21 protein-coding genes are annotated in these 23,177 nt (G+C 60.8%); 7 read left to right on the forward strand and 14 right to left on the reverse strand.

Features of this window, described 5'->3' with window-relative positions; all coding sequences use genetic code 11:
• Positions 1 to 18: 18 nt before the first annotated feature.
• Both GT019_RS19440 and GT019_RS19445 read right to left on the reverse strand, forming a co-directional pair.
• Entirely contained in the window at positions 19 to 1,059 is a 1,041-nt protein-coding gene (locus GT019_RS19440) for an efflux RND transporter periplasmic adaptor subunit (RefSeq protein ID WP_161744858.1), read from the reverse strand.
• Positions 1,043 to 1,750: an ABC transporter ATP-binding protein gene (locus GT019_RS19445; RefSeq protein WP_161744952.1), complete on the reverse strand. Its 708-nt coding sequence runs from the start codon at positions 1,748 to 1,750 to the stop codon at positions 1,043 to 1,045. The genes GT019_RS19440 and GT019_RS19445 overlap by 17 nt, the downstream gene beginning before the upstream one ends.
• A 209-nt stretch (positions 1,751 to 1,959) precedes the next feature.
• On the opposite strand from GT019_RS19445, the gene GT019_RS19450 reads away from it, so the two are divergent.
• Positions 1,960 to 2,157, forward strand: a complete 198-nt coding sequence (locus GT019_RS19450; RefSeq protein ID WP_161744859.1) for a hypothetical protein — start codon at positions 1,960 to 1,962, stop codon at positions 2,155 to 2,157.
• On the opposite strand, the gene GT019_RS19455 is transcribed toward GT019_RS19450, so the two are convergent.
• Positions 2,154 to 2,966 (reverse strand): DUF92 domain-containing protein, encoded by an 813-nt coding sequence (locus GT019_RS19455; protein ID WP_161744860.1) that lies wholly within the window; start codon positions 2,964 to 2,966, stop codon positions 2,154 to 2,156. The two genes, GT019_RS19450 and GT019_RS19455, sit on opposite strands and share 4 nt — an antisense overlap.
• 186 nt (positions 2,967 to 3,152) lie before the next feature.
• On the opposite strand from GT019_RS19455, the gene GT019_RS19460 reads away from it, so the two are divergent.
• On the forward strand, positions 3,153 to 4,310 hold the full coding sequence (locus GT019_RS19460) for an HD domain-containing phosphohydrolase (RefSeq protein ID WP_201755472.1): 1,158 nt from the start codon (positions 3,153 to 3,155) through the stop codon (positions 4,308 to 4,310).
• A gap of 131 nt (positions 4,311 to 4,441) precedes the next feature.
• Here the strand turns inward: GT019_RS19460 and GT019_RS19465 are convergent, their stop codons facing one another.
• Genes GT019_RS19465 through GT019_RS19475 form a run of 3 tightly spaced genes read right to left on the reverse strand, consistent with a single transcriptional unit; the run spans position 4,442 to position 7,680 of the window.
• Positions 4,442 to 5,176 carry a glycerophosphodiester phosphodiesterase gene (locus GT019_RS19465; RefSeq protein WP_161744861.1) on the reverse strand — a complete coding sequence of 245 codons (735 nt, stop codon included), beginning with the start codon at positions 5,174 to 5,176 and terminating at the stop codon, positions 4,442 to 4,444.
• Positions 5,177 to 5,181: 5 nt separating this feature from the next.
• Complete coding sequence (locus GT019_RS19470) at positions 5,182 to 6,642, reverse strand: CapA family protein (protein WP_161744862.1); 1,461 nt, start codon at positions 6,640 to 6,642, stop codon at positions 5,182 to 5,184.
• 36 nt (positions 6,643 to 6,678) lie between these two features.
• Positions 6,679 to 7,680, reverse strand: coding sequence for an MBL fold metallo-hydrolase (locus GT019_RS19475; protein WP_161744863.1), 1,002 nt, complete (start codon positions 7,678 to 7,680; stop codon positions 6,679 to 6,681).
• Between the two features lie 182 nt (positions 7,681 to 7,862).
• Here GT019_RS19475 and GT019_RS19480 point away from each other — a divergent pair, with 182 nt between their 5' ends.
• Genes GT019_RS19480 through GT019_RS19490 form a run of 3 tightly spaced genes read left to right on the forward strand, consistent with a single transcriptional unit; the run spans position 7,863 to position 11,399 of the window.
• A complete protein-coding gene (locus GT019_RS19480; RefSeq protein WP_161744864.1) occupies positions 7,863 to 9,188 on the forward strand; it encodes a spore germination protein in 1,326 nt (441 codons plus the stop codon).
• A complete protein-coding gene (locus GT019_RS19485) occupies positions 9,188 to 10,345 on the forward strand; it encodes a GerAB/ArcD/ProY family transporter (RefSeq protein ID WP_161744865.1) in 1,158 nt (385 codons plus the stop codon). The genes GT019_RS19480 and GT019_RS19485 overlap by 1 nt, the downstream gene beginning before the upstream one ends.
• Entirely contained in the window at positions 10,302 to 11,399 is a 1,098-nt protein-coding gene (locus tag GT019_RS19490; RefSeq protein WP_161744866.1) for a Ger(x)C family spore germination protein, read from the forward strand. Before GT019_RS19485 ends, GT019_RS19490 begins: the two co-directional genes overlap by 44 nt.
• 51 nt (positions 11,400 to 11,450) lie before the next feature.
• Here GT019_RS19490 and fni read toward each other — a convergent pair whose 3' ends face one another.
• Positions 11,451 to 12,512 (reverse strand): type 2 isopentenyl-diphosphate Delta-isomerase, encoded by a 1,062-nt coding sequence (fni, locus tag GT019_RS19495; protein WP_161744867.1) that lies wholly within the window; start codon positions 12,510 to 12,512, stop codon positions 11,451 to 11,453.
• Between the two features lie 198 nt (positions 12,513 to 12,710).
• Between fni and nagB the strand changes: the two genes are divergently transcribed.
• Together nagB and nagA are read left to right on the forward strand one after the other, a co-directional pair.
• Positions 12,711 to 13,433, forward strand: coding sequence for a glucosamine-6-phosphate deaminase (gene nagB, locus GT019_RS19500; protein WP_161744868.1), 723 nt, complete (start codon positions 12,711 to 12,713; stop codon positions 13,431 to 13,433).
• A gap of 3 nt (positions 13,434 to 13,436) precedes the next feature.
• Positions 13,437 to 14,627: an N-acetylglucosamine-6-phosphate deacetylase gene (nagA, locus tag GT019_RS19505; RefSeq protein WP_161744869.1), complete on the forward strand. Its 1,191-nt coding sequence runs from the start codon at positions 13,437 to 13,439 to the stop codon at positions 14,625 to 14,627.
• Between the two features lie 138 nt (positions 14,628 to 14,765).
• On the opposite strand, the gene GT019_RS19510 is transcribed toward nagA, so the two are convergent.
• From GT019_RS19510 to icd, 7 genes are all read right to left on the reverse strand, one after another.
• Positions 14,766 to 15,698, reverse strand: coding sequence for an NHL repeat-containing protein (locus GT019_RS19510; protein WP_161744870.1), 933 nt, complete (start codon positions 15,696 to 15,698; stop codon positions 14,766 to 14,768).
• A gap of 167 nt (positions 15,699 to 15,865) precedes the next feature.
• Positions 15,866 to 16,672 carry a DeoR/GlpR family DNA-binding transcription regulator gene (locus GT019_RS19515; protein WP_161744871.1) on the reverse strand — a complete coding sequence of 269 codons (807 nt, stop codon included), beginning with the start codon at positions 16,670 to 16,672 and terminating at the stop codon, positions 15,866 to 15,868.
• Entirely contained in the window at positions 16,673 to 17,629 is a 957-nt protein-coding gene (locus tag GT019_RS19520) for a sugar kinase (protein ID WP_201755477.1), read from the reverse strand. It lies immediately after the preceding gene.
• A 37-nt stretch (positions 17,630 to 17,666) separates the two neighbouring features.
• A complete protein-coding gene (locus GT019_RS19525; protein WP_161744872.1) occupies positions 17,667 to 18,092 on the reverse strand; it encodes a hypothetical protein in 426 nt (141 codons plus the stop codon).
• A 74-nt stretch (positions 18,093 to 18,166) separates the two neighbouring features.
• Positions 18,167 to 20,428 (reverse strand): DNA helicase RecQ, encoded by a 2,262-nt coding sequence (gene recQ / locus GT019_RS19530; RefSeq protein ID WP_161744873.1) that lies wholly within the window; start codon positions 20,426 to 20,428, stop codon positions 18,167 to 18,169.
• 150 nt (positions 20,429 to 20,578) lie between these two features.
• A complete protein-coding gene (gene mdh / locus GT019_RS19535; RefSeq protein WP_161744874.1) occupies positions 20,579 to 21,520 on the reverse strand; it encodes a malate dehydrogenase in 942 nt (313 codons plus the stop codon).
• Positions 21,521 to 21,833: 313 nt separating this feature from the next.
• Positions 21,834 to 23,126, reverse strand: a complete 1,293-nt coding sequence (icd, locus tag GT019_RS19540; RefSeq protein WP_161744875.1) for an NADP-dependent isocitrate dehydrogenase — start codon at positions 23,124 to 23,126, stop codon at positions 21,834 to 21,836.
• Between the last annotated feature and the right edge of the window lie 51 nt (positions 23,127 to 23,177).

The following is a 23,177-nucleotide window of genomic DNA, read 5'->3' on the forward strand; positions in this document are numbered from 1 at the left end:
CTCACCGATCCGCCGGAATTAGTTGTTCAATATGACTTTCATGCCCGCGTCTAATCCCTTCACGATCTCGACGTCCGTCTGCGTCATGAGCCCCGGCTCCACGTCGATTTCCTTGCGGCGGTCGCCGTCTGCCACCTGAACGTACGTGCGCCCGAGGTACGTGCGCAGGCCGCTTCGCGGAATGACGATGACGTCGCTCTTCTTCTCGAGCCCGATGCGGATATCGATCGATTTGCCCAGCTCCAGCTTGACGGACGGATCCGTGACGCCGACGTAGAGCAGCTTCGTATTGCGGTCGTCGATGTCTTTGTTGCCGGTGAGCGGCGCATCCAGCGGACCCTGCAGCACCTTGCCCGCCGTCTTCTTCCCGTCAATGGTCACCTCGACCGGCATTTCGCGCTCGATGCCCGAGATCTGCTTGACATCCTCCGCCGCGTACACGAGTCGCGTCTGAGTCGGATCCGCGATCACGACGAGCGGCGTGTAGCCGTTGATGCCGTCCCCGGCCGATTTCGTATCCGCATAGGAAATAACGCCGCTTATCGGCGCGACGAGCTTGGCGGATTCGAGCTGCTGCATCATGGATTCGAGCGTGACCTGCTCGCGTTCCACGTCGATTTCTTTCATGCGGAGATCGGTTCCCGTGACGCCGTCCTTCTTGGCGCCGTTCAGCACGATCTGCGCCCGCTCCAGGTTCAGCTTCTCCAGCTGCACGCGCAGGTCCAGGTCGCCCCTGTCGAGCTCCGCGACGAGCTGTCCTGCTTTGACTTCGTCGCCCTGCGAGACGTGCAGCTCCTTGAGACGGCCGCTCTCCTTATAGAACAGCGGCACCGCATGGCTGGACGCGACGACGGCCGTGCCGGAGAAATAACGCTCGATCGTTCCTTTCTTCACCTCGACGGCATCCACCTTCTCGGCCGCAGGCTTGATCAGCGGCGGCTGCAGCGTCGTTTCCTTCGCCGGCAGCAGGGAACAGCCGGACAGCAGGGCTGCGGCAACCATCGCGGCGGCAGCTTGTTTCGCAAGCCGCTTGGGGCGGCGTCTAGACGTTGGGTTCAACGACAATCTCTCCATCCTCCAGTGCAATAACGTGATCGACAATTTCCATAATGCCGGGGTCATGCGTCGTCATGACGATCGTCATGCCGAGGTCTTCGACGAGGTCGCGAAATACTTTGATCACCTGCAGTCCCATGCGGCTGTCCAGCTCGGCGGTGGGCTCGTCCGCGAGCAGGAGCGCCGGCCGGTGGGCGATCGCCCGCGCGATCGCGACGCGCTGCTGCTCCCCGCCGGATAGCTCCGGCGGACGGTGCTTCATCCGCCCTTTCATGCCCACCCATTCCAGCGCCTGCTCCGCCCGCTCCTTATGCAGCGCGGGATCGCTGCCGGCGATGCGCAGCCCGAACTCCACGTTCTCGTACGCCGACATGAGCGGAATCAAGCCGAAGGCTTGAAAAACGAGGCCCAGATTCGTTCTGCGCCATGTGCTCCGCTGTTTCTCCGGCAGTTCCGAGATGACCCGCCCTTCATAAAAAACCCGGCCCTCCGTCGGCTGATCGAGCGCGGCCAGCAGATTGAGCAACGTCGTCTTCCCCGAGCCGGACCGTCCTTTCAGCGCGATCATGGAGCCTTGACGTATGTTGAGGTCAATATTCTTGACAGCGGTTACAGCATTGTCGCCGCGTCCGAATACCTTCTTGACGTTGACTGCCTGCAGCAAAGGCTGCGCATTCGGCGATTCCGCCGGCACGTTCGTCACGATCGGTCATTCCCTTCCGCTTCCGTCCTATGAATTCGCTTTCAAAAAAAGAAAACTATTTGTAAATTTTTTCTATTAGAGTTAGAATACTAGGCTATCGTCCCCCCTGTCAACCTGCATACGTATGCTTTTACATAGGTGAAATTATGGAAATGGCCTACTCGGGGGATTGCTAGAATTGGCGGAGGTACGCGAATCGGTTGTTGGAGCGACCGGTTAATGGCGGCGGAGAGGGGGACGTCGCCGCGGACGGCGGGGTGCCGGGCCGAAGGCTGCCGGTGCTTTGCTGGACGGCTGGGCGCCGGGCTAAGGCAGCGGCACGGCTGCGCGGCGATGCCGCTGGCGCGGGCATCTCCATGCCCTGCCGGCAAAGCCGAGGCGGCAAGGAGCCCGCCTAAGCCAAGGCGCAGCCGATGCCCCACGCCAGCAAGCCGGCAACGGCCGAGGATGCGAAATTAACCGCGTCGTTCGTCATGACGGCGAAGCCGCGGATACGCGCGGCGGCGACGCCGCAGTGCCGGGCGCGCTCCGTCTCGCTGCCGCATGCGGGGCAGCGGTACATGGCCTGCGCCGTTGCGCCGAGCAAGGAATCGGCGAAGGCGCCGGCCGTGCCCGCGATGACCGTTGCTGCGAGCAGCGGGCCGAGCGGGATGCCCGCCGGCGCGAGCGCCGCGGCTGCCGCGCCGATAAAGGCGGCGCCGGCCAGAGCGGCTGCGCTGCCGAGCGCCGTGACGCCCCCGCTCGTTCCGGCCGATACGCGGCGGCCTGTAAGCAGCGAGCGAGGAAGCCGGCGGCTGAGCGCGCCGATCTCCGTCGCCCACGTATCCGCGTTGACCGCGGCCATGACGCCGGAGAACGCGTAGATCCAACCGTTTCCCGGCCATGCGGCATGACCCGCGCACAAGAGCAGCCCAAGACCGCCGTTCGCCCAGACTTGCATGGCGTCGCGCCTGCCGGTCTTGGCGTAATTCGCCTCGGCCGCTTCCTTCCGCGCGTGACGCTTCTTCCATTTGGACCAGAGCGTCGACGACAGGAAGAACGCCAGCAGCGTCCCGAACCACAACGAACCGCCAAGCGCCACGTAGCCCGTTCCCATGACCGCGGCCGACACTGCGCCCGTGCCGGAGAGCGACCTCGCCCGATAAGCGGCTCCCGCGATCAAGACGCTTCCCGCTAAACCCGCTCCCGCCCTCATCCACCATTCCATCCGCGTTTCCCCCATCCTGCTATTTTCATTGCGATTCGTTCATCCGACCGTTAAAATGTCGAATTTTGTCTATTCCACTCGATTCAAGCAGGATTTTGCCCTATCCGCGTTGAACTCCTTCTCGAATCGCATCGCTGTCGGAGCGTGCTGCCCGCAGCCGCCAGACGTTAGGAGTGTCGTCAGTCCATGAATGAACCGATGCAAAACGGCGATGCCGAAAACGCCCTTCCGCAGGAGCGAACGCCGGAGGAACTGCTGCGCATCATTTTTGACTATACCGCGAAAATAAGCGTCGAACGCAGGCTGCGAAACGTGCTGCTGCTCATGGCCGACATGGGCCGCGAGATGGTCGTCGCCGACCGGTGCACCGTTTGGCTCATCGACCATGCCGAGCAGGAGCTGTTCAGCGTGATCGCCCACGGCGCGAATGAAATCCGCATGCCCGTCGGATCGGGTTTCGCCGGCCATTCCATCACGACGGGCGAAAGCCTGCTGATCGACGACGCCTACGAGGACCCGCGTTTCAATGCCGCATCCGACCGGCAGACCGGCTATCGGACGAAGTCCATCATCACCGTGCCGTTCGTCGACAACGACGGCGTGATCATCGGCGCTTACCAGGCCATCAACAAGCTGACTCCGCAGGGCGCGTTTTCGCGGCGGGACCTCGAGCAGCTCAAGCTGGCCGCGGCCTACGCCGGCAAATCGCTGGAATCCGTCATCCTGCACGAGGAAATCGAATCGACGCAGCGCGAAATCATATTCACGATGGGGCAGATCGGCGAGAGCCGTTCCAAGGAAACCGGCAACCACGTCAAACGCGTCGCCGAATATTCCGCCGTCCTCGCGCTCGGGCTCGGCCTGCCCCCCAAGGAAGCGAAGCTGCTGCGCATGGTCTCGCCCATGCACGATATCGGGAAGGTCGCCATTCCGGACGCCGTGCTGCTCAAGCCGGGCAAGCTGACGCCCGAAGAATTCGATCAAATGAAGCAGCATACGGTAGTCGGCTACCAGCTGCTCAAGTCCTCCGGCCGCGAATTGCTCAAAGCGGCGGCGATCGTCGCATACCAGCATCACGAGAAATGGAACGGGACCGGCTATCCGCGAGGCCTGAAGGAAGAGGAGATCCACCTGTACGGCCGCATTACCGCGGTCGCCGACGTATTCGACGCGCTCGGCAGCGACCGGATCTACAAGAAAGCCTGGGCCCTGGAACCCATTCTCGCGCTGTTCCGCGAGGAACGCGGCCGGCATTTCGATCCGCGCATCGTCGACGTCTTCTTCGAGCAGCTGCCCGCGCTGCTGGGCATACGCGAGCATTACCGGGACGAACCGGCGTTTTAGCGTCCCGCGAAGCCCGACCGAATCCGCGCGCTTTCCGCGCTTTCATCGCAAATACCTCAACACAACGAGACGCATAGTCGCGGCCGCGCCGCGCTATGCGTCTTTTTCGCTTCGCGGACCGGAGCCGCGGCTTATGCCTTCGATTGGGCCGCCTCCAGGAAGCGGTTCGGATAATTCGTGCAAATCATCAGCGTTTCGCTGAGTGCCGCCAACCGTTTGATCATCGGCGTGTCGTTGACCGTCCACGCCATGACGGCGATGTTCGCCCGCTTCATGTCCGCAAGCAGCTTTTCGGAGACGCGCGTGTACCCGATGGACAGGAACGTGGCGCCCATTTGCTTCAGCTCGTCGGTCAGCGTCCAAGGGAGCGCGTCGATGATAAGTCCGGTCCGCACTTCCGGCGTCAGCTCCCTCACCCGGCGAAGCGCCTCCCGATCGAAGGAGGTGATGACGGAGTCATGCTGCAGCCCTTTGCCGTACAGGAGCTCGACGACCTTCCGTTCCATGCCCGGATATCGGCCGCCGTAAGTTTTCAGTTCGATATTGAGCCGGCAGCGGCCGATCGTCGCATCCAGCACCTGTTCGAGCGTCGGAATGCCTTCTCCCTTGAAAGACTTGCCGAACCAGCCGCCGGCGTCCAGCCGACCCAGCTCCTCGGCCGTATAATCGCCGACCCGCCCCCCCGAGTTCGCCGTTCGTCTCAGCGAATCGTCATGAATGACGACCGGAATGCCGTCCTTGGACAGCTGGACGTCCAGCTCGATCCACTGCACGAACGGAAAATCGAGTGCCGCCCTGAATGCCGCCATCGTATTCTCCGGCGCAAGGCCGGAAGCGCCCCGGTGGGCAACGCAAGGATTTAACAACGAACTCACTCCTTCATTTGAACGCGACCGTTCGAATCGATCGACGCATGGATGGAAATGCCCGATATCCGTTTCAACAGCGCGGCGGCTTCCGCGCCCTCGAGCGGAGCGGGCTGCGATTGAACGGCGCGCATCGGATGCAGCAGGAGCGAGCACGTCCCGCCGGCATCGCAAGCGGCGTCCAGAATGCCCGTATCGGCCGTTCGCTTATCCGGCATGCCGCTGAAAATAAAATTGCCCAGGCTGTAGGCGATCCATTTGCCTTTGTACGCCTCGAAGCCCTGCAGCACGTGCGGATGGCTGCCGACGACCAGATCGGCCCCGGCATCGATGTACGCGTGCCCGAGCCGCGTCTGATCCGCATTGGGCTTATCCGCGAGCTCGGTGCCCCAATGAACCATGACGACGACGACGTCCGCTTCTTCCTTCGCTTTCTTGATCGCGGCGACGGCCCTTGTCGGATCGTACGACTCCGCCAATCCGGGATGGTCCTTGCCCGCCTTCCAAGAGCCGACGGGAACGACGCGGGTCAGGCCGAGATAAGCGATCCGGATGCCGTTCGCTTCCTTGATCACCGGCTTGAACGCCTCGGTATCGTCCTTGCCCGCCCCCATGTTCGGCATCTTGGCCTTGTTCAAGTAATCGATCGTGTCCAGCAAGCCTTCTTCGCCCTGATCCAGCGTGTGGTTGTTCGCCAGGTTGACCACGTCGATGCCGGAATCCACCAGCGCGGGCAGCGCGTCCGGCGAGGATTTGTACACGTACTGCTTGTCGGGCGCCGGCGTGCCGCGAAGCGTGACGGGCGTCTCCAGGTTCGCCGCCGTCACGTCCGACAGCTGCAGGAAATTCCGGACCTTCGCGTAAGGATAGTCGTACCCGTTCTTGAGCATCAGCTTCTCGACCGACGCCGCCAGCAGGATATCCCCGGTAAAGGATAGATCGGCCGTGTCCTCTCCGGGACCGGCAATTCCGCCGTTCCCGGCCGACCCTTGCGACGAATCGCTGCCGCTCTGGCCGCCGGCTGCACCGGTGCCGGCATCCGCCCCGGGCGAAGCGCCGGCCGGCGCATCGGTCGGCGTATCGGCAGGCGCGTTGACCGGCGCATCCCCGGCGGTTCCGCCGCCGGCATTGCCCTCGTCCGTTCCGCCGTTCGTCGCGCCGTCCGCGCCGCCATTATTCGAAGCGCCGGCGTTTTCCGACGGGGCATCCGGCACGGAGCCGGCGTCGCCCTCCGGCGCGGGCGGAGCATCTCCTCCGCCGTTCCCGGCGCCGTCTTGCGCCGTAGTGCCGTTACCGTTAGACGGCGCGTCCAATTTATCGCCTCCGCCTCCGCGCTGGACGAGATATGCGACCGCTGCGGCGCCGATGAGCAGCAGCAGGATGCCGTTAATGACGACGAGCCTGCGCAGTCGCTTGGAGCGCTGCTTTTTTTGACGCTGATGGGATTCAGAGCGTGACATGACCATGATCCGCGGGCTCCTTTTCCGGGAACTTCGTTCCCTTCACACAAAATACGAGATTCGCTCTTCCGCTTCGCGCTTGCCGATCAAACCCCGATGTTCCAGATAATAGACGTGCGCCAGCGTTTCCGACATGGCAAAGCGCATATGATGCGCGTCCCCGGCGATCCTCTCGCCGAACAACCGCAGGCAGAGCCGATAACCCGTGCAAGGCTCTTCCCGAAGCATCGCGACGATGCTCTCGAGCCTGCGTTCATGATGCGCGGCCAGTTCCGCCGTCCGCTGCGCGAAGCGGTCGAACGGTTCCCGGTGGCCCGGAAAAGCCAGCTCGACCTCATAGGCGGACAGCTCGCGCAAGCTTGCCAGAAACGACGCCAGCTGCCGGTGGTCTTCCCCGGGCACGACGCTGATATTCGGCGTGATCGTGGGCAGCACCTGGTCGCCGCAGATCATCCGCTTCGTCTCCGCCGCATAGAAGCACAGCTGTCCGCCGGCATGTCCCGGGGCGTCGATGGCCAGCCAATCCAAGCCGGCCATGCGGACGGTCTGCCCCGCCTCGATGTAGCGCACTTCCGGCTGCGGCGACACCTTCGCGACGAAGCTGTCCAAATGCGGCCTCAACGTCGCGACGACTTCCGCCGGCATCCCGTGCCGCGCGTAGAGCGCGGCCAGCTCCGCGGCGAAAGCGGCGCCGCCGTCCGGTCCCCACAGCCGCCGCGCGTACGCATGCGATTCCGCGGACATGAGGACCGAAGCGCCGGTTCGCCGCTGAAACCATCCGGCAAGGCCGTAGTGGTCCGGGTGCTGATGCGTCAATAGAATCGTATGAATGTCCGCGAACGCGACCCGATGCTCGGCCATGGCCGCTTCCCATGCCGCCTTCGCTTCGTCCGTATGCAAGCCGGGATCGACCAAGGTATATCCCCGCTCATCCCGCAGCAAATAAGCGTTCACCCATTTCAACGAGAAAGGCAGCGGCACGCGAACCTGCACGATGCCTCCGGGCCATGCCGTCGCGGCGGGCCTTCCTGCTATTCCGTCCATCCATTCCCCTCCCGCCGTTTCCTTTGCGCGCCTAGGCGCAACTCATCCAATTGTAACGTAAGCCCGCTAATCTGGCAAAATGCCGAACGGGGCATATTTTTCGAATTGGAAATCCATACTATATCGAGCTGCCAGCCGTTTCCATAAACGGGTGGATATTCTTCGATCGAGGATGTGATGCCATGCTGAACCGTATCGGAACTTTGTTCGCCGAATCGCGGGACCTGACGTTGGACCGCTTGCAGAACGACTCGCTGATCATCGAGGTCGCCTACATCTCCACCCTTTGCGACGAGAGCAAGGTCAGCGACTTCATCCTCGTTCCGTTCACGAAACAAGAGCATCCGTTCGAGGACCTGGTCAAACGCAATCCGTCCTTCAAACGGCTGGACGATCCGGCCAAATGGGGCGACACGCTCCTTCACGGCTTCGTGCTGCTGCAATTGAACGGCATGGTCTATAAGCTCGACGCCGCGCGGATCATCCGCAACGAGAATCCCCAGACGATGGTGGAAACCGTCATTATGGGACCGCAGATCTCGCTGAGCGAGGATTTGATCGATTCGATCAACATCGTTCGGAGCCGCTATCCGAGCGAGGAGCTGGCCGTCGAGGAACGCACGGTGGGCACGATCTCCAAGACCCGGATGCTGCTCGTCTACGACAAGCATCGGGTGGACGCCACCGTGCTCGGCCTTATCCGCGCGAAGCTGGAGCGCATCTCCGATCCGTTTTACACGGCTACCGGGGAACTCGTCCGTTCGCTGGGCGACCGCTACCGCTTGTTCCCCTCGATGATGGTGACGGAGCGTCCGGACCGCGTCTGCTCCGCCATCGAGGACGGCAAAGTGATCGTGCTGCTGCAAGGCTCCATGTTCGCGATAATCCTGCCTTCTACCTTCTTCGATTTCCTGCACGCGGTGGACGACGATTACGACTCCTTCTGGATGACGCGCGCCATGATCACGCTGCGGTATTTCGCCGTCGTGCTGACGATTACGCTGCCGGCGCTTTACGTCGCCATCATGTCCTACAATCCGGAGCTGTTCCGGGTGCAGCTGACCTTTTCGATTGCCGGCAGCCGCTCCGCCGTCCCTTATCCGTCCTTCGTGGAGGTGTTCATCATGCTGTTCATGATCGAATCCCTGATCGAGGCCAGCGTCCGCCTGCCCAAATACATCGGTTCGACGGCCACCACCGTGGGCGGCTTGATTCTCGGCCAGGCCGCGCAGCAGGCGGGACTCGTCAGCAGCATCATGATCATCGTGACCTCCGTCGTGGCCATCTCGAACTTCGTCATTCCCGTCAACAACATGTCGACGGCCATACGGTTCCTGAAGTATCCCTTGATCGTGCCCGCGATCTTCTTCGGCATCTCCGGCGTGACGTTCGGCGTCTTCTGCTACCTCGTCTACCTGGCCGACCTGCGCAGCTTCGGCAAGCCGTACTTCCGGATCTTCGGGCGAAGGCAATCGCAATCGAGCGACGTCGGGCAGGTGGGCCGGTAATGAGCCGCTATTTCTTCTACAACGTCATTCTCGTCAGTTTGCTGAACCTGATGCTGTTCGTCCCGTATTTGCTGATTCAATACCGCTACAAAGGCGCGATCATGTCGATGCTGTGCGCCGCGATCGTCGGCACCGCGCTCGCCCTGCTCTTCATGCATGTCATGAAAACCTTTCCCGGGAAAGGCCTGCCGGAGATCCTGCGCCTGTTCATGCCCAAACCGCTGACGATTCCCATCTTGATCGTCTGCGCCGTCATGTGGCTGACCGCATCGTCCATTACGATGTACGCCTTTTCCGTGCTCATTAATCGCTTCTTCAATCCGGACACGAGCTCGCTCGTCGTGCTGGTCTTTATGTGCCTCGTCTGCATGTACGCCGCGACGCGTTCCACGCTGACGGTGATCTTCGTGCTGGAAGTCGGTCTGATCGTATGCGTCCCGATCATCGTGTTCCTGCTGTTCAAAGCCTTCAACAGTCCGATGCTGGACTGGGACGCCATCCGGACGGTCAGCCATTATTGGAACCGCGGTCCCCAGGTCAAGCCGTTCGCCGCTTCGTTGTTCGTCTTCACGGGGTACATGAATTTCTTTATGTTCAACCGGCTGAATTCGCCGAATTTCCGGCTGCGGTTTCGCTGGGGCACGCCCATCTTCTGCAGCCTGATCCTGCTCACGTCGTTCTTCATTCCCATCGGCTTCCACGGCACGGAAGGAGCCGCCGATTATTTGTACATCTGGAGCGTCACCTCGGACACGCTCATCATGAGCTACGGGTTTATCGAACGGGTCATTTTCGTGTTTCTGCTGATGTATCTGATGTTATCCCTGATCTTCGCGATGATCGGCTGGCATATGGGGATGGAAATGATCAAGAGCTGTTTGCCGGAGAAAAAGGAGGCAATCGACCCCGCGCGCACGCCTCGTTCGAACTGGGTCATCGTCGGGCTGTTCGCCGTGCTGACGGTCGCCTACGCGTACTGGTTCAACGAGAAGGAAAACTTGAAAATCACGAGCCATTGGATCGTATTGCGAGCTTGCGTGGAGATCGTCTCGGTGCTGTTCGTTTTCGTGCTTAGCCTGTTCGGATCCGGGAAAAGAAAGAAGCTGGTGAGCCATGAAAATACTTCGCATAACGCTGCTAGCCCTGACGGCGCTTAGCTTCGCGGCAACGGCCGGATGCGGCTTCAGGGATATCGACAAGCGGTTTTTCGTCATCGCGATGGGCATCGACCCGGCGGATCAAGGCGCGAAAGGCTACAAAATCACGCTGCGGCTCGCGGTGCCCTCGCCGAAGGTCGAGCCCGGCGCAGGCAATAATCAGGTAGTCACCATGGAAGCCACCTCCATCGCGGAAGCCGTGAGGCTGCTGAAAGCGCATGTCGATAAAGAATTCGATTTCGGCCATTGCAAATTGTTCGCGGTCGGCGAGAAGCTGGCCCGACGCGATTATACCGATATCTTGCGCTGGCTGACGCGCAGGCGCGACGTGCAGAGCATCGCTTACGTCGCCATCGGTCAACCGGATGCGGCATCCATTCTGAAGGTTGAACCGAAAAGCGAACGTTATCCCGGGAACACGCTGTTCCTGATGTTCGGCAAAGACGGCACGCAGTCTTCCTACCTCGTGCCCGTCTATCTGTTCGATTTCATCCGTCGCTACAGGGAACACGGGATCGATCCCGTGCTGCCCTTGATTCGCGCGGACAAGGACGGCTATGCCATTACCCGGCTCGGCGTGCTGAACAAATCCAAGCTGATGGAAACGTTGACGCCGGGCGAGACGGAAACGTACAGCCAGATTCGGAACCAAGACGCGAAATCGACGGTAGCGGCCGTGAAGAACGGAAACACCATGGTGATCAACGTCGACCACATCGCGACGCATTTCAAAATCGCGAACGAAAACGGCGAATATGTCTTGCGCCTGTGGTTGAACGTCAGCGGCATCTTCGAGGAGGCTCCGCTCGGGGTCTACGAGGAGGATTGGAACCAGCTGGAGGCGCTGTTCAATCAGCAGATCGCATCGGAAATCAAGAAGCTGTTCAAGAAAATGCAGCAGGCGGCCGTGGATCCTTTCGGCTTCGGCCTGCGCTACCGGGCCACGCATCCCGGAACCGAACAGACGTGGAAGGATTGGCAAAACCTTTACCCCGATTTGAAATTCGACATCAAGGTCCGGGTGGAGATCGAAGGCACGGGACTCGTCAAATAAAACAAGGGCAGCACCCGTTATTGGAACGGGTCTGCCCTTGCTGCCGCCGTGCTAAACCTGCAGTAACCGGTCCGTCGCCCGCAGCTGGCCGATATTCGCCGCGCCGATGCCGAACATCGCCGCGCGCAGCTCGAACTCGATGCGTTCCATCCGGCGCTGCAGCGGGCCGCTCGCGCCGGCTGCCGGATCGGCCGCTCCGGCGAGCAGCGTCCGGCCGTACGCGGCAAGATCGGCCCCGAGCGCGATCGCTTTCGCCGCGTCCACGCCGTTCGCGAGGCCTCCGCTCGCGATGACGGTCGCTTCCGGGCGTTCGGCCCGGATGTCGCGGACGCACGCGGCGGTCGGCGTTCCCCAGTCGGCGAACGCCGCGGCCGCATCCGCGCGCAGCTCGTCGCGCGCGCGATGCTTCTCGACCTGGCTCCACGAGGTTCCGCCCGCTCCGGCCACGTCGATGAAGGCGACGCCGGCTTCCAGCAGCACGCCCGCCGTCTCCGCGTCGATGCCCCAGCCGACCTCCTTGATGCCGACGGGCACGTCCATCAAGCGGCATACCTCGCCGATCCGGCGCAGCAAGCCCCGGAAGTCCGTGTTGCCCTCCGGTTGGAACACTTCCTGGATGCTGTTCAAGTGAAGCACGAGCGCATCCGCTTCGGCCATTTCCACCGCCCGCCGGCATTGATCGATCCCGTAGCCGTAATTGAGCTGGACGGCGCCCAGATTGGCGATGATCGGAATGCTCGGGGCGAACCTTCGCATCTGAAACGTCGACGCGAGGTGCTCGTTCTCGATGGCTGCCCGCATGGAGCCGAGTCCCATCGCCCAGCCGCGCGTCTCGGCGGCTTCGGCAAGCCGGGCGTTAATAAGCGCGGTTTCCTCCGTTCCGCCAGTCATGGAGCTGATGAGCAGCGGCGCCGACAGCCTCCTGCCCAGAAAAGAAACGGCAAGATCGATATCGTGGAAGGCGATTTCCGGAAGCGCCAGATGGCGAAACCGATAGCCGTCGAAGCCCGGTCCCGCCCCCGTGCCCTGCACCTGTTCCTGCAGGCAAATGCGAATATGCTCGCCCTTCCGGTTTGCGGTAACGGCATGCTCCGCATTCATTCTGTCCGTCATGCTGAGATTGTGCTCCTTCCATCCCCATCGATTTCCATCCATCATGGCATAGAGTCGACAACGGAGCAAGTCCATCCCTCAATATGGGTATTTTGATCATTTTTATCTTTAAAATGATTTTTACAATCATTTTAATTGTCGATTCCTACAAAATAAATTATAATTAGATCAGAACGAACTTACTGGGAGGCGCTTGCGATGCAACTGAAAATGTTTGAGACGACGTCCGAATTGGACCGCTATGCCGCGCAGCTGTTTGCAGACGCGCTAAAGGAGAAACCGGCGTCGACGCTTGGACTGGCCACGGGCTCGACACCGGTCGGAATTTATGAAAAAATGATAGAGCTGTACCAACAAGGCGATATTTCCTTCAAATATGCGACTACCTTCAACCTTGACGAGTACGTCGGACTTACGGCGGATCACGAACAAAGCTACGCGCGGTTCATGAATCGGCATCTGTTCGCCCATATCGATCTTCCGGCCGGGCAGACTCATCTTCCCCAGGGCACGGCGGACGATTTGGCGGCGGAATGCGCGAATTACGACCGGATGCTGGAGGAACGGGCCGTCGACATTCAGCTTCTCGGACTCGGCCATAACGGCCATATCGGATTCAACGAACCGGACCGGGAACTGCAGAGCGGCACGCATATCGTCGAGCTTGAACAAGCGACGCGGGAAGCCAACGCGAGATTTTTCGCTTCCATCGACGACGTTCCGACGCAAGCCATCACGATGGGGGTCGGCTCGATTCTGAAAGCGGAATCCATCCTGCTGGTCGTCAAGGGCTCGGATAAAGCGGGCATCCTCAAACAAGCGCTGCAGGGGCCGATTACGACGGAATGCCCCGCGTCGCTGCTGCAAACGCACAAAAACGTTACGGTATTGGTAGATCGAGAGGCAGGGAGGTTGTTGTAAACCATGAACACGGCCGAAGGAAAATGGATGATTCAAGGCGTCCGCGCGGTCATCGGCGACGCTGAGGTCGAAGATGCCGCCGTCGTGATCGCGAACGGCAAGATAGCGGAGATTCTCGTCGGCGGGGAGCGTCCGCAAGCGGATGGCGCAACCGTAATCGACGGCGGCGGCGGCTGGCTGCTGCCCGGGTTTATCGACATGCATGTCCACGGAGGCTTCGGCTCGGATTTTATGGATGCCTCCAAAGAAGCATACGACGCGATCACGTCTTTCCACGCCGCGCACGGCACCACGCGCATGCTGGCGACGACGGTGACCGCGCCGCCGGAAGCCATCGAAGCCGTGCTGGGCGCCTCCGCCGCGTATAGGCGGAATCCGATGCCGTTCGCCAGCTTGGAAGGCGTGCATTTGGAAGGCCCGTTCATCAGCGAGCTGTGGCCCGGCGCGCAAAATCCCGGCTACATCTCGCCGCCGCGTCTCGATTGGGTGCAAGCCTGGAACGACGCCTATCCCGGCACGATCAAGCAGCTGACGCTGGCGCCGGAGAAGGAAGGCGCGGCCGACGTCATCGCATACCTCGCCGCTAACGGCATCGTCGCGGCCGCCGGGCATACGGACGCGCTATACGCGCAGGTCGAAGCGGCGGTCGAGGCCGGTTTGTCGCAGGCCGTCCATACGTTCAACGCCATGCGGGCGCTCCATCACCGCGAACCCGGCACCGTCGGCGCCGTACTCGGCGATAACCGGATTCATGCCGAGCTGATCGCCGACGGCCACCACGTGCATCCGGCCGCCATCCGCCTGCTCGTGCAGGCCAAGCCGCGCGACCGCGTCATCCTGATCACCGACGCGATGTCGGCCGCGGGGCTCGGCGACGGCCGCTACGATCTCGGCGGACTCGACGTCGATGTGGCTGCCGGCGTCGCCCGCCTTCGCGAAGGCGGCAGCCTCGCCGGCAGCACGCTGACGATGATCGACGCGGTCCGGTACGTGCTCGAACATACCTCGCTTGGCGTTGCCGAGGTCAGCCGCATGGCCAGCGCCAATCCCGCGAGGCAGCTCGGCCTTCGGGACGTGACGGGAACGATCGCGGTCGGTTTGGCCGCGGACCTCGTGCTTGCGGATGCGTCCTTCTCCGGCGTCAGCCATACCTGGGTACAGGGAAGGCTTGTTCATCATGCGAAGCAGGATTGATTCTGCTGAGGCGCTTCTGTGCCATCCGTCTATCCAGGCATTATCGCGCCGATAATTAAGAAGAGCCCATGGAAGCCGACTGGCGGCTTTCATGGGCTCTTTTGTATGTGACCGTCAACGCAAGCGGGTCGGGGAAATTTACTTCTGCCGGATCAGCTTCGTCACGCGGCCGTCGAAAATCCATTCCGCCACGTACACGTTGCCCTGCGAATCGACGCAGACGCCGTGCGGCGAGCTGAATTTGTCCGGACGGTAGTACGACTTAGGCAGGTTCGGCCAGCCCTCTTGCTTATAGGCTTTCTGGTCTTCGCCCAGATGCGTGATCAAGCGGTCTTCGTTGTCCAGCACCGTGATGCGGCTGTCCAGATCCGGCAGGTATACTTCGTCGCCGAAGAAATAGAAGCTGCACGGCCGGTCGAGGTTGTGATCGACGAAACGTTTATGCTCGCCTTCGAGCGTAAACACTTGGATCCGTCCGTTGCCCCGGTCCGCCACGTAGATTTCCGGCTCGCCGCCGCGAAGGTTGATGGAGATGCCGTGCGGCTCGATGACTTTGCCCGGCTCCGAGCCGCGGCCGCCGAACGTCCGGATGTAGCCGCCTTTGGCATCGTAATGATGGATATGATATTGACCGTAGCCGTCGGATACGTAGATGTCGCCGTTCGGCGCCACGCATACGTCCGTCGGCACGTAGCGGCGTTCCGCGTCGTACAGGTCCGGACGGTCGGGCGTGCCGATTTCCAGCAGCACGTCGCCGTCCAGCGTCGTCTTGACGACGAGGGAGCGGTTCGTGTCGGCAAAATACAAATATTCGATGCCGTCGTTGTCGCGATGCAGGTAGAAGCCGTGCGCGCCGCCTTCGAATTCCGCGCCCCACGACGTTTTGAAACGGCCGTCTTTATCGAACACGACGACGGAATCCTTGCTCGTGTTATGTACGTAAACGTTATCATTTTCATCCACCACGATGCCGTGCGTATATCCGTAAGCAATGCCTTCCGGAAGTTCGCCCCACCCGCTGGCGACTTCGTAAGAATGTGATGCGCTGCCAATGATCAATTTTTCAGACACGTATCATTTCTCCTTTTCGAATAAGATCCCTCCCAGTATACCAAATCTTGAGAATCCGGGAAGGTAAAAATAGGTGAGAAATTTTTAAGTTACCAAAAAGGCCCGCCGCGCCGATGCGCGATACGGACCTTGCCGGTTGAACGTCCCTGCGGCCGCAGGCTCTCTCGTTAAATGCCGGGATCTTCATGCCCGATGGAGGCGATCACCGTCTGAATGCCTTGCGCGCGCGCAATGGAAGCCAGCTGCTGCGGCAGCTCCCGGTCGGTGATGAAGCCCTGCAATTCCGCCAGGGACGCGATCGAGAACAGCGAAGTGCGCCCGATCTTCGTATGGTCGAACATGGCGTACGTCGCCTGCGAACGCCGGATCATCGCTTTGGCGATCTGGGCTTCCTGTTCCGAGTACGTCGTAATGCCGCCGGTCGAGGATACGCCGTCCACGCCGAGAAACATTTTGCCGATGTTCAACTGCGCGACCATGCCTTCGCCGAGCGGCCCGCACAATTCGAAGCTGTTATGCCGCATCATGCCGCCGGTCACGACGACGTTGATATCGCTGCCCGCGAGCTCCATCGCCACGTTTACCGTGTTGGTCACGACCGTAATGCCTCGGCGCGTCTTAAGCAGCTTCGCCAAGTAATAATTGGTCGTGCCGCCGGACAAGCCGACGACGTCGCCTTCGGCGATCAGGCCGGCCGCGGCCGCGGCGATCCGCTCTTTCTCCAGGAAGGACATTCCTTCCTTCTCGGCGAAGGGCAGTTCGCGCACCGCGTTCAAGCCGTCGTACATGGCGCCGCCGATCGTTCGAATGACGGGCTCCGCTTTCTCCATGAGCTCCAGATCGCGGCGGGCCGTCGCTTCGGAAACGCCGAATCGCTCCACGACCTCTTGGATCGTGATCCGCCCCTGCCGCTTCAGCACGTTCATGATCCCTTCGCGGCGACGCTGCCCTTTCGACGATTGCATCTCCGCCATCTACCGTTCCACCCAGCCTTTGTCCGATAGTCTGCGGCTTGCCGTCGTCCAGTCGGGAAGCGCCTCCCAGTCGCCGCGCATCTGCACGACGAGCGCGCCGTTGATGCTGCCGAGACGGACGGCTTCGGCCGGGCTCATGCCCTTCAGCAGCCCGGCCAAAAATCCGGAGCCGAACGCATCGCCGGCGCCGACCGTATCCACGACCTGATCAACCGGGTAGAACGGGATCTCGACGGCGCTGCCGTTCTCCAGCACGACCGTCGTGTCGCCGACGCCCTTCACGACGCTGACCGCTTTCAATCGCGACAGTTTGTCCTTCACGAGCTCGAAGTCCTCGGTGTCGTACAGCAGGCGCAGCTCGTCCCAGCCCGGAAGAAAATAATCCGCCATCTCCGCGAGCGGCAGCACGACGCGGCGCGCGTCCTCGACCGTCCACAGCTTGAGCCGAAGGTTGGGGTCGAAGCTGATGCGCGCGCCGGCCGATTTCGCGGCAGCCACGGCCGCGAACACGGTCTCGCGGCAGCTGTCGCTGAGCGCCGGCGTAATCCCGGTGACGTGAAGAATCTTGCAGCCGCGTATGTAATCCAGATCAAGGTCGTCCGGCGACATTCGGCTGGCCGCCGAATGCTGGCGGAAATAATGGACCGCGAGCTTCCCCGCGACCGTCTCGCGAAACATCATGCCCGTCGGCGCATCCGGCGCGAGCTTGACCCGGGATACGTCGACGCCTTCCCCGCGGATCCGCTTCAGGATCAGCCGGCCGAACGGATCGTCGCCCAATGCGCCGAACCAGCCGACCGAGCAGCCCAGCCGCGCCGCGCCGATGGCCACGTTGCTCTCCGCCCCGCCAAAGCTCTGCTCGAGCGAAGAGGCGTGTTCGATGCTTCGGAAATCCTGCGGCATTAACAGCGCCATCGTCTCTCCGAAGGTAAGCAAATCCGGTGATTGCGAATTCAACACCCGTTCCCCCTCCTCTATCGTCCGCAGCCGGTTCCTACTTCAGGATCGGATACTTCATGAAGTAGAGCGTCACCAGATAGACAAGCAGCAGAATAACGCTCATCGTGCGTACTTTCGCGATGTGCGCCGACGCGCTTTGTCCGCTTTGGATCGCGGACGAGATGCGCTTGAGCGGCTTCGTGATGATGCCGCCGATCGCGGCGATCGCCAGGAACAGCACGATGACGATGATCATCCAAATGACTTTATAATCGCTTTGAGACATCAAATAACCGCCCGTAAGAAGCTGAAGCACCAGGAAGTATTGGGCGATGCGGTTCGCCGCGGCCAGTCCGTCGGCCAGTCCGGCTTGTCCGCCGCCGTCAAGCTTGGACGCGCGTCCGGCCATGAAAGGCAGGGCGATGTAGAACCCCAATCCGGCTGCACCGATCACGTGCAAAAACAACATAAAACTTAACATCAAGCGTCCTCCTCGGTAGATATATAGTCACGCTTAAGTATACTAAAACTGACCCGGCAATACAAAGAAACGCTTTATTCGCCGGCCTGCGACAGGCGGTGCTTCACGATGGCGGCCTTGATCGCGAAATAATCGACCTCTTCCGGCAGCGCCTCCTTGATTGGCTTCAGTTTTTCCGTGCCGATCTCCCTGATCGTCTCCACGATCAGCGCCTCGTGACGCTCGGGAATGAAATCGCCCCAAGGCAGCTCCTCGCCCTCTTCCCCGCAGCGAAGCAAATGGTTCTCGATCGTCACGCGGCTCATTCCGCGAAGCGAAGCGATCTCGGCCAGCGACTTGCCTTCGGCGAACAGCGTCAGCGTCTGCACATGGCTTGGCAGTTCCGCCAGTCGGGCCAACTCGTCGCCTCCTGCCGCACCGGTGACGGCGCCAAATCCCGCTCCGTCCCCGGAGTTCGGCGGCTCCGTTGATCCATGGACGGCTTGAGCCGACGACGACGGGGCGAATCCGCCGGATGCCTGTCCGCTCCGCGCCTGCCCTTCCGCTCCGTCCTGCTTATGCTGCCTGACGATCGCGATGACGTCATGCCCATACTTGCTGACTTTCGCCGCGCCGATCCCTTTCACGCCGAGCAGCTGCTCCGACGTGACGGGCTGCGTGTCCGCGATTTCCCGCAGCGCCGAATCGAAGAACAGCATGAACGGCGGCACCTTCTCCCGTGCCGCCGTCTCCCGGCGCCACTCCCTCAAAGCCTCGAATAACGGCGCGTTCGCGGCCGACACCGCGGAACCGGTCTCCCGCCGTTTGACGGACGCGCTCTGACGCCGCTGGACGGGCACGGAGCCTTCCAAGACCGGCAGCGCCTCCGCCGTCAAGGAGACCGTCGGGTACTCGCCATCGCTGATGCGCAGATACCCTTCGGCGACCAGGAAATACATCAGATCGGCAATGTCGCGTTCCGCCCACTGGCGCATCAGCCCATAGGTCGACAGGCGATCGAAGCCGAATTCCAGGATTCGCTTCTCGCGCGAGCCCTTCAGCACTTTCGCCGCCATCGAGATTCCGAACCGGCCCTTCAGCCTTCCTACGCAGGACAACGCCTTGCGCGCGTCTTCCGTGACGTCCGCCATCGCGCTGACGTCGAGGCAATTGCTGCATTTGCCGCATTCCGGGACGTCCGCCTCGCCGAAGTACCGGACAATGTATTGCAGCAAGCATTTCTCCGACCGGCTGTAGTGCATCATCGTATACAGCTTGTTCAATTGAACCGTCTTGCGCTCCGGATCCGCGGTACCGCGGTCGATGAGAAACCGCTGCACCTGGACGTCCTGCGGCTCGAACAGGAGCACGCATTCGCTTTCCTCGCCGTCGCGTCCGGCACGTCCGGCTTCTTGATAATACGATTCCACGTCGCCCGGCATCTGCCAGTGCACGACGAAGCGGACGTTCGGTTTGTCGATGCCCATGCCGAATGCATTCGTCGCGACCATCACCCGGTTCTCGTCGAACCGGAACCGTTCCTGCGCATCCGCGCGCTCCTCGTCGTTCAGGCCGCCGTGGTATTTGCCGACCGCGATGCCGAGCCGGGACAGATCCTCGCACACTTCCTCGGCTTCTTTGCGCGTCGCGGTGTAGACGATGCCCGATTGATCGGGCCGCTGCCGCACGAAATCCCGCAAAAATTTGCGCTTGTCCGTTCCCGTTACGACCGACAGCGTGAGATTCGTTCGGGCGAAGCCCGTTACGAAAATATTCGGATCATGCAGTCCGAGCATGGCCGCGATATCTTCCGATACTTCCGGTGTTGCCGTGGCCGTGAACGCGGCGACCGGAGGCCGGTTCTCGAGCCGGCCGATCCAGCCCGCCAACTGGCGGTAGCTCGGACGGAAGTCATGCCCCCATTGGGAGACGCAGTGCGCTTCGTCGATCGCGATGAGCGGAATATGCATTTGCGCCGACAACGACTCGAACATGCCGCCGTCGAGCCGCTCGGGCGCGACGTAGAGCAGCTTGTAGGCGCCCTGGGAGGTCTGCCTGACGACGTCCCGGTATGCGGCGGCATCGAGCGAGCTGTTCAAATACGCGGCGGGCACGCCCAGCCGGTTCAGCGTATCGACCTGGTCTTTCATCAATGATATGAGCGGCGAGACCACGATCGTCGTGCCCGTCTGAAGCATGGCGGGGATTTGATAGCAGACCGACTTCCCGCCGCCCGTCGGCAGGATCGCCAACGTGTCTTTGCCGGAAAGCAGCCCCTCGATGATATCGCTCTGCCCTTTGCGGAAGCTGTCATAGCCGTAAATCTTTTTTAGCGTCTGCAGCGCTTCGAGATGCATAAGACCCACTCCTTTTACGTGTTAGGTATCCGCCTGAAAATCGCTTTAGTAGAAATAACCCGCTTCATAAGGCCGGAAAAACAGGAAGACCCTGACGGCAGATCAGTCAGGGTCTCATGTGCTTCATGAGTGTTGCGATAAGCGTATCGGCTAGCCGTTCACGACAGCGATCACGTTCCGAACGGAGCTCGCGGATTTCTCCAACGCCGCTTTCTCGTCCTCGGTCAGCTCGAGCTCGAACACTTTCTCGATGCCGTCGCCGCCCAGAATCGCCGGTACGCCCATGAACAAATTATCGTAGCCGTATTCGCCCTGCAGCAGCGCGATGACCGGCGTGATGCGTTTCTTGTCCTTCAGAATCGCTTCGGTCATCTGGACCAACGATGCCGCGGGCGCATAGTACGCGCTGCCGTTGCCGAGCAGGTTGACGATCTCGCCGCCGCCGACGCGCGTGCGCTGCACGATTGCCTCGATGCGATCCGCCGCGATCAGCTTCTCGATCGGGATCCCTCCGACGTTGGAGTACCGCACGAGAGGAACCATGTCGTCGCCGTGCCCGCCGAGCACGAACCCGCGAACGTCCTCGACGGATACGTTCAGCTCCTCGGCGATGAACGTGCAGTAACGCGCCGTGTCCAGCACGCCCGACTGGCCGATGACGCGGTTCTTAGGGAAGCCCAGCGCGTTGTAAGCCACGTATGTCATGGCATCGACCGGGTTGGACAAGATGATGACGTAAGCGTCCGGACTGGTCGCTTTGATGTTCTCGCAGACGGATTTCACGATGCCCGCGTTCGTGTTGACCAAATCGTCGCGGCTCATCCCCGGTTTGCGGGCGATGCCGGCCGTGATGATCACGACTTGGGAATCTCTCGTGTCTTCATAGTTGGACGTACCCGTGATCTTGGCGTCGACGCCTTGGACCGGCGTGGATTCCATCATATCGAGCGCTTTGCCCTTCGTCGGGTTCTCGAGCTGCGGAATATCGACCAGCACGACGTCCCCAAGCTCTTTCTGCGCCAGCATCAAAGCCGTCGTAGCACCGGTAAAGCCGGCGCCGACAACCGTAATCTTATGCCGTTTAATCACCATCTTAGAAAGCCTCCCATAAGTATAACCGCGTCAAGCGGCCATCATTAGTTTGATAGAACGCTGCAAGCGCCCAACCGCTCGAACGACGTAAAAGCGGACAAGATCCGCATAAGCGAAGCCATGCGGATCTTGCGTAAGCCCTGCATGCATCTACATTTAAGCGCCTCTCCCGCTCGCCCGCTATTCGGAGGGATTCCAAAGGGCGAAGCCCTTGGAGTCCCCCTCAGGGAGATTTAGGGGGTGCACTTAATATCTAGAGGATGCACTTATGAATTTATTTTTAAACCAAAGGGTCAATAGAGACCCCTATTCCTTACAGATGCTTGATGATCTCGTCGGCAAACGCCGAGCACTTCACTTCCGTCGCGCCTTCCATCAGGCGGGCGAAGTCGTACGTGACCGTTTTGTTGTTGATCGCCGTTTCCAAGCCTTTGTAGATGGAATCAGCCGCTTCCTGCCAGCCCAGGTGCTCAAGCAGCATAACGCCGGAGAGGATAACGGAACCCGGGTTCACCACGTCAAGATCCGCGTATTTCGGAGCCGTGCCGTGCGTAGCTTCGAAGATAGCATGTCCGGTCAGGTAGTTGATGTTGGCGCCCGGAGCGATGCCGATGCCGCCGACTTGCGCAGCCAGTGCGTCGGACAGGTAGTCCCCGTTCAGGTTCAGCGTCGCGATGACGTCGAAGTCCGTAGGACGCGTCAACACTTGCTGCAGCGCGATATCGGCGATGGCGTCTTTCACGATCAGCTTGCCGGCGGCTTCCGCGTCTTTTTGCGCTTTGTTGGCAGCGTCCGCGCCGTCTGCTTCTTTGATGCGGTCGTATTGGCCCCACGTGAAGGTTTGATCCGCGAACTCTTGCTCGGCCACTTCGTAGCCCCAGTTCTTGAACGCGCCTTCCGTGAATTTCATGATGTTGCCTTTATGCACGAGCGTCAGCGATTTGCGGTTGTGTTTCAGCGCGTATTCGATCGCTGCGCGAGCCAGACGTTTGGAACCTTCCGCCGAAACCGGCTTGATGCCGATACCCGACGTTTCAGGGAAGCGGATTTTGTTGACGCCCATTTCGTTTTGTAGGAAGGAGATTACTTTCTTGACCGCGTCGGAACCTTCTTGGTACTCGATGCCGGCATAGATGTCTTCCGTGTTCTCGCGGAAGATCACCATGTTTACGAGCTCCGGACGTTTAACCGGGGAAGGCACGCCGTCGAAGTAACGGACGGGACGCAGGCAAACGTACAGGTCGAGCTCTTGGCGAAGCGCGACGTTCAGGGAACGGATGCCGCCGCCGATCGGCGTCGTCAACGGTCCTTTGATCGCAACGATGTATTCGCGAATAGCCGTCAGCGTGTCGGCCGGAAGCCACTCGCCGTAAGTATTGAATGCTTTCTCGCCGGCGAACACTTCGTACCAAGCGATTTTTTTCTCGCCGCCGTATGCTTTCTCTACGGCCGCGTCCAGAACGCGTTTGGATGCTTTCCAGATATCGCGGCCCGTGCCGTCGCCTTCGATGAAAGGAATGATCGGGTTGTTCGGTACTTGAAGCACGCCGTTATCGATCGTGATTTTGTCGCCTTCTGTCGGCAATGCGAATTTTTCGAGTTGCATAATGATGAATTCCTCCTAAAATGTAGTTGGTTCGGTACACATAACATGACG

This window comes from Paenibacillus glycinis, assembly GCF_009909185.1.
Lineage (GTDB): Bacteria > Bacillota > Bacilli > Paenibacillales > Paenibacillaceae > Paenibacillus_Z > Paenibacillus_Z glycinis.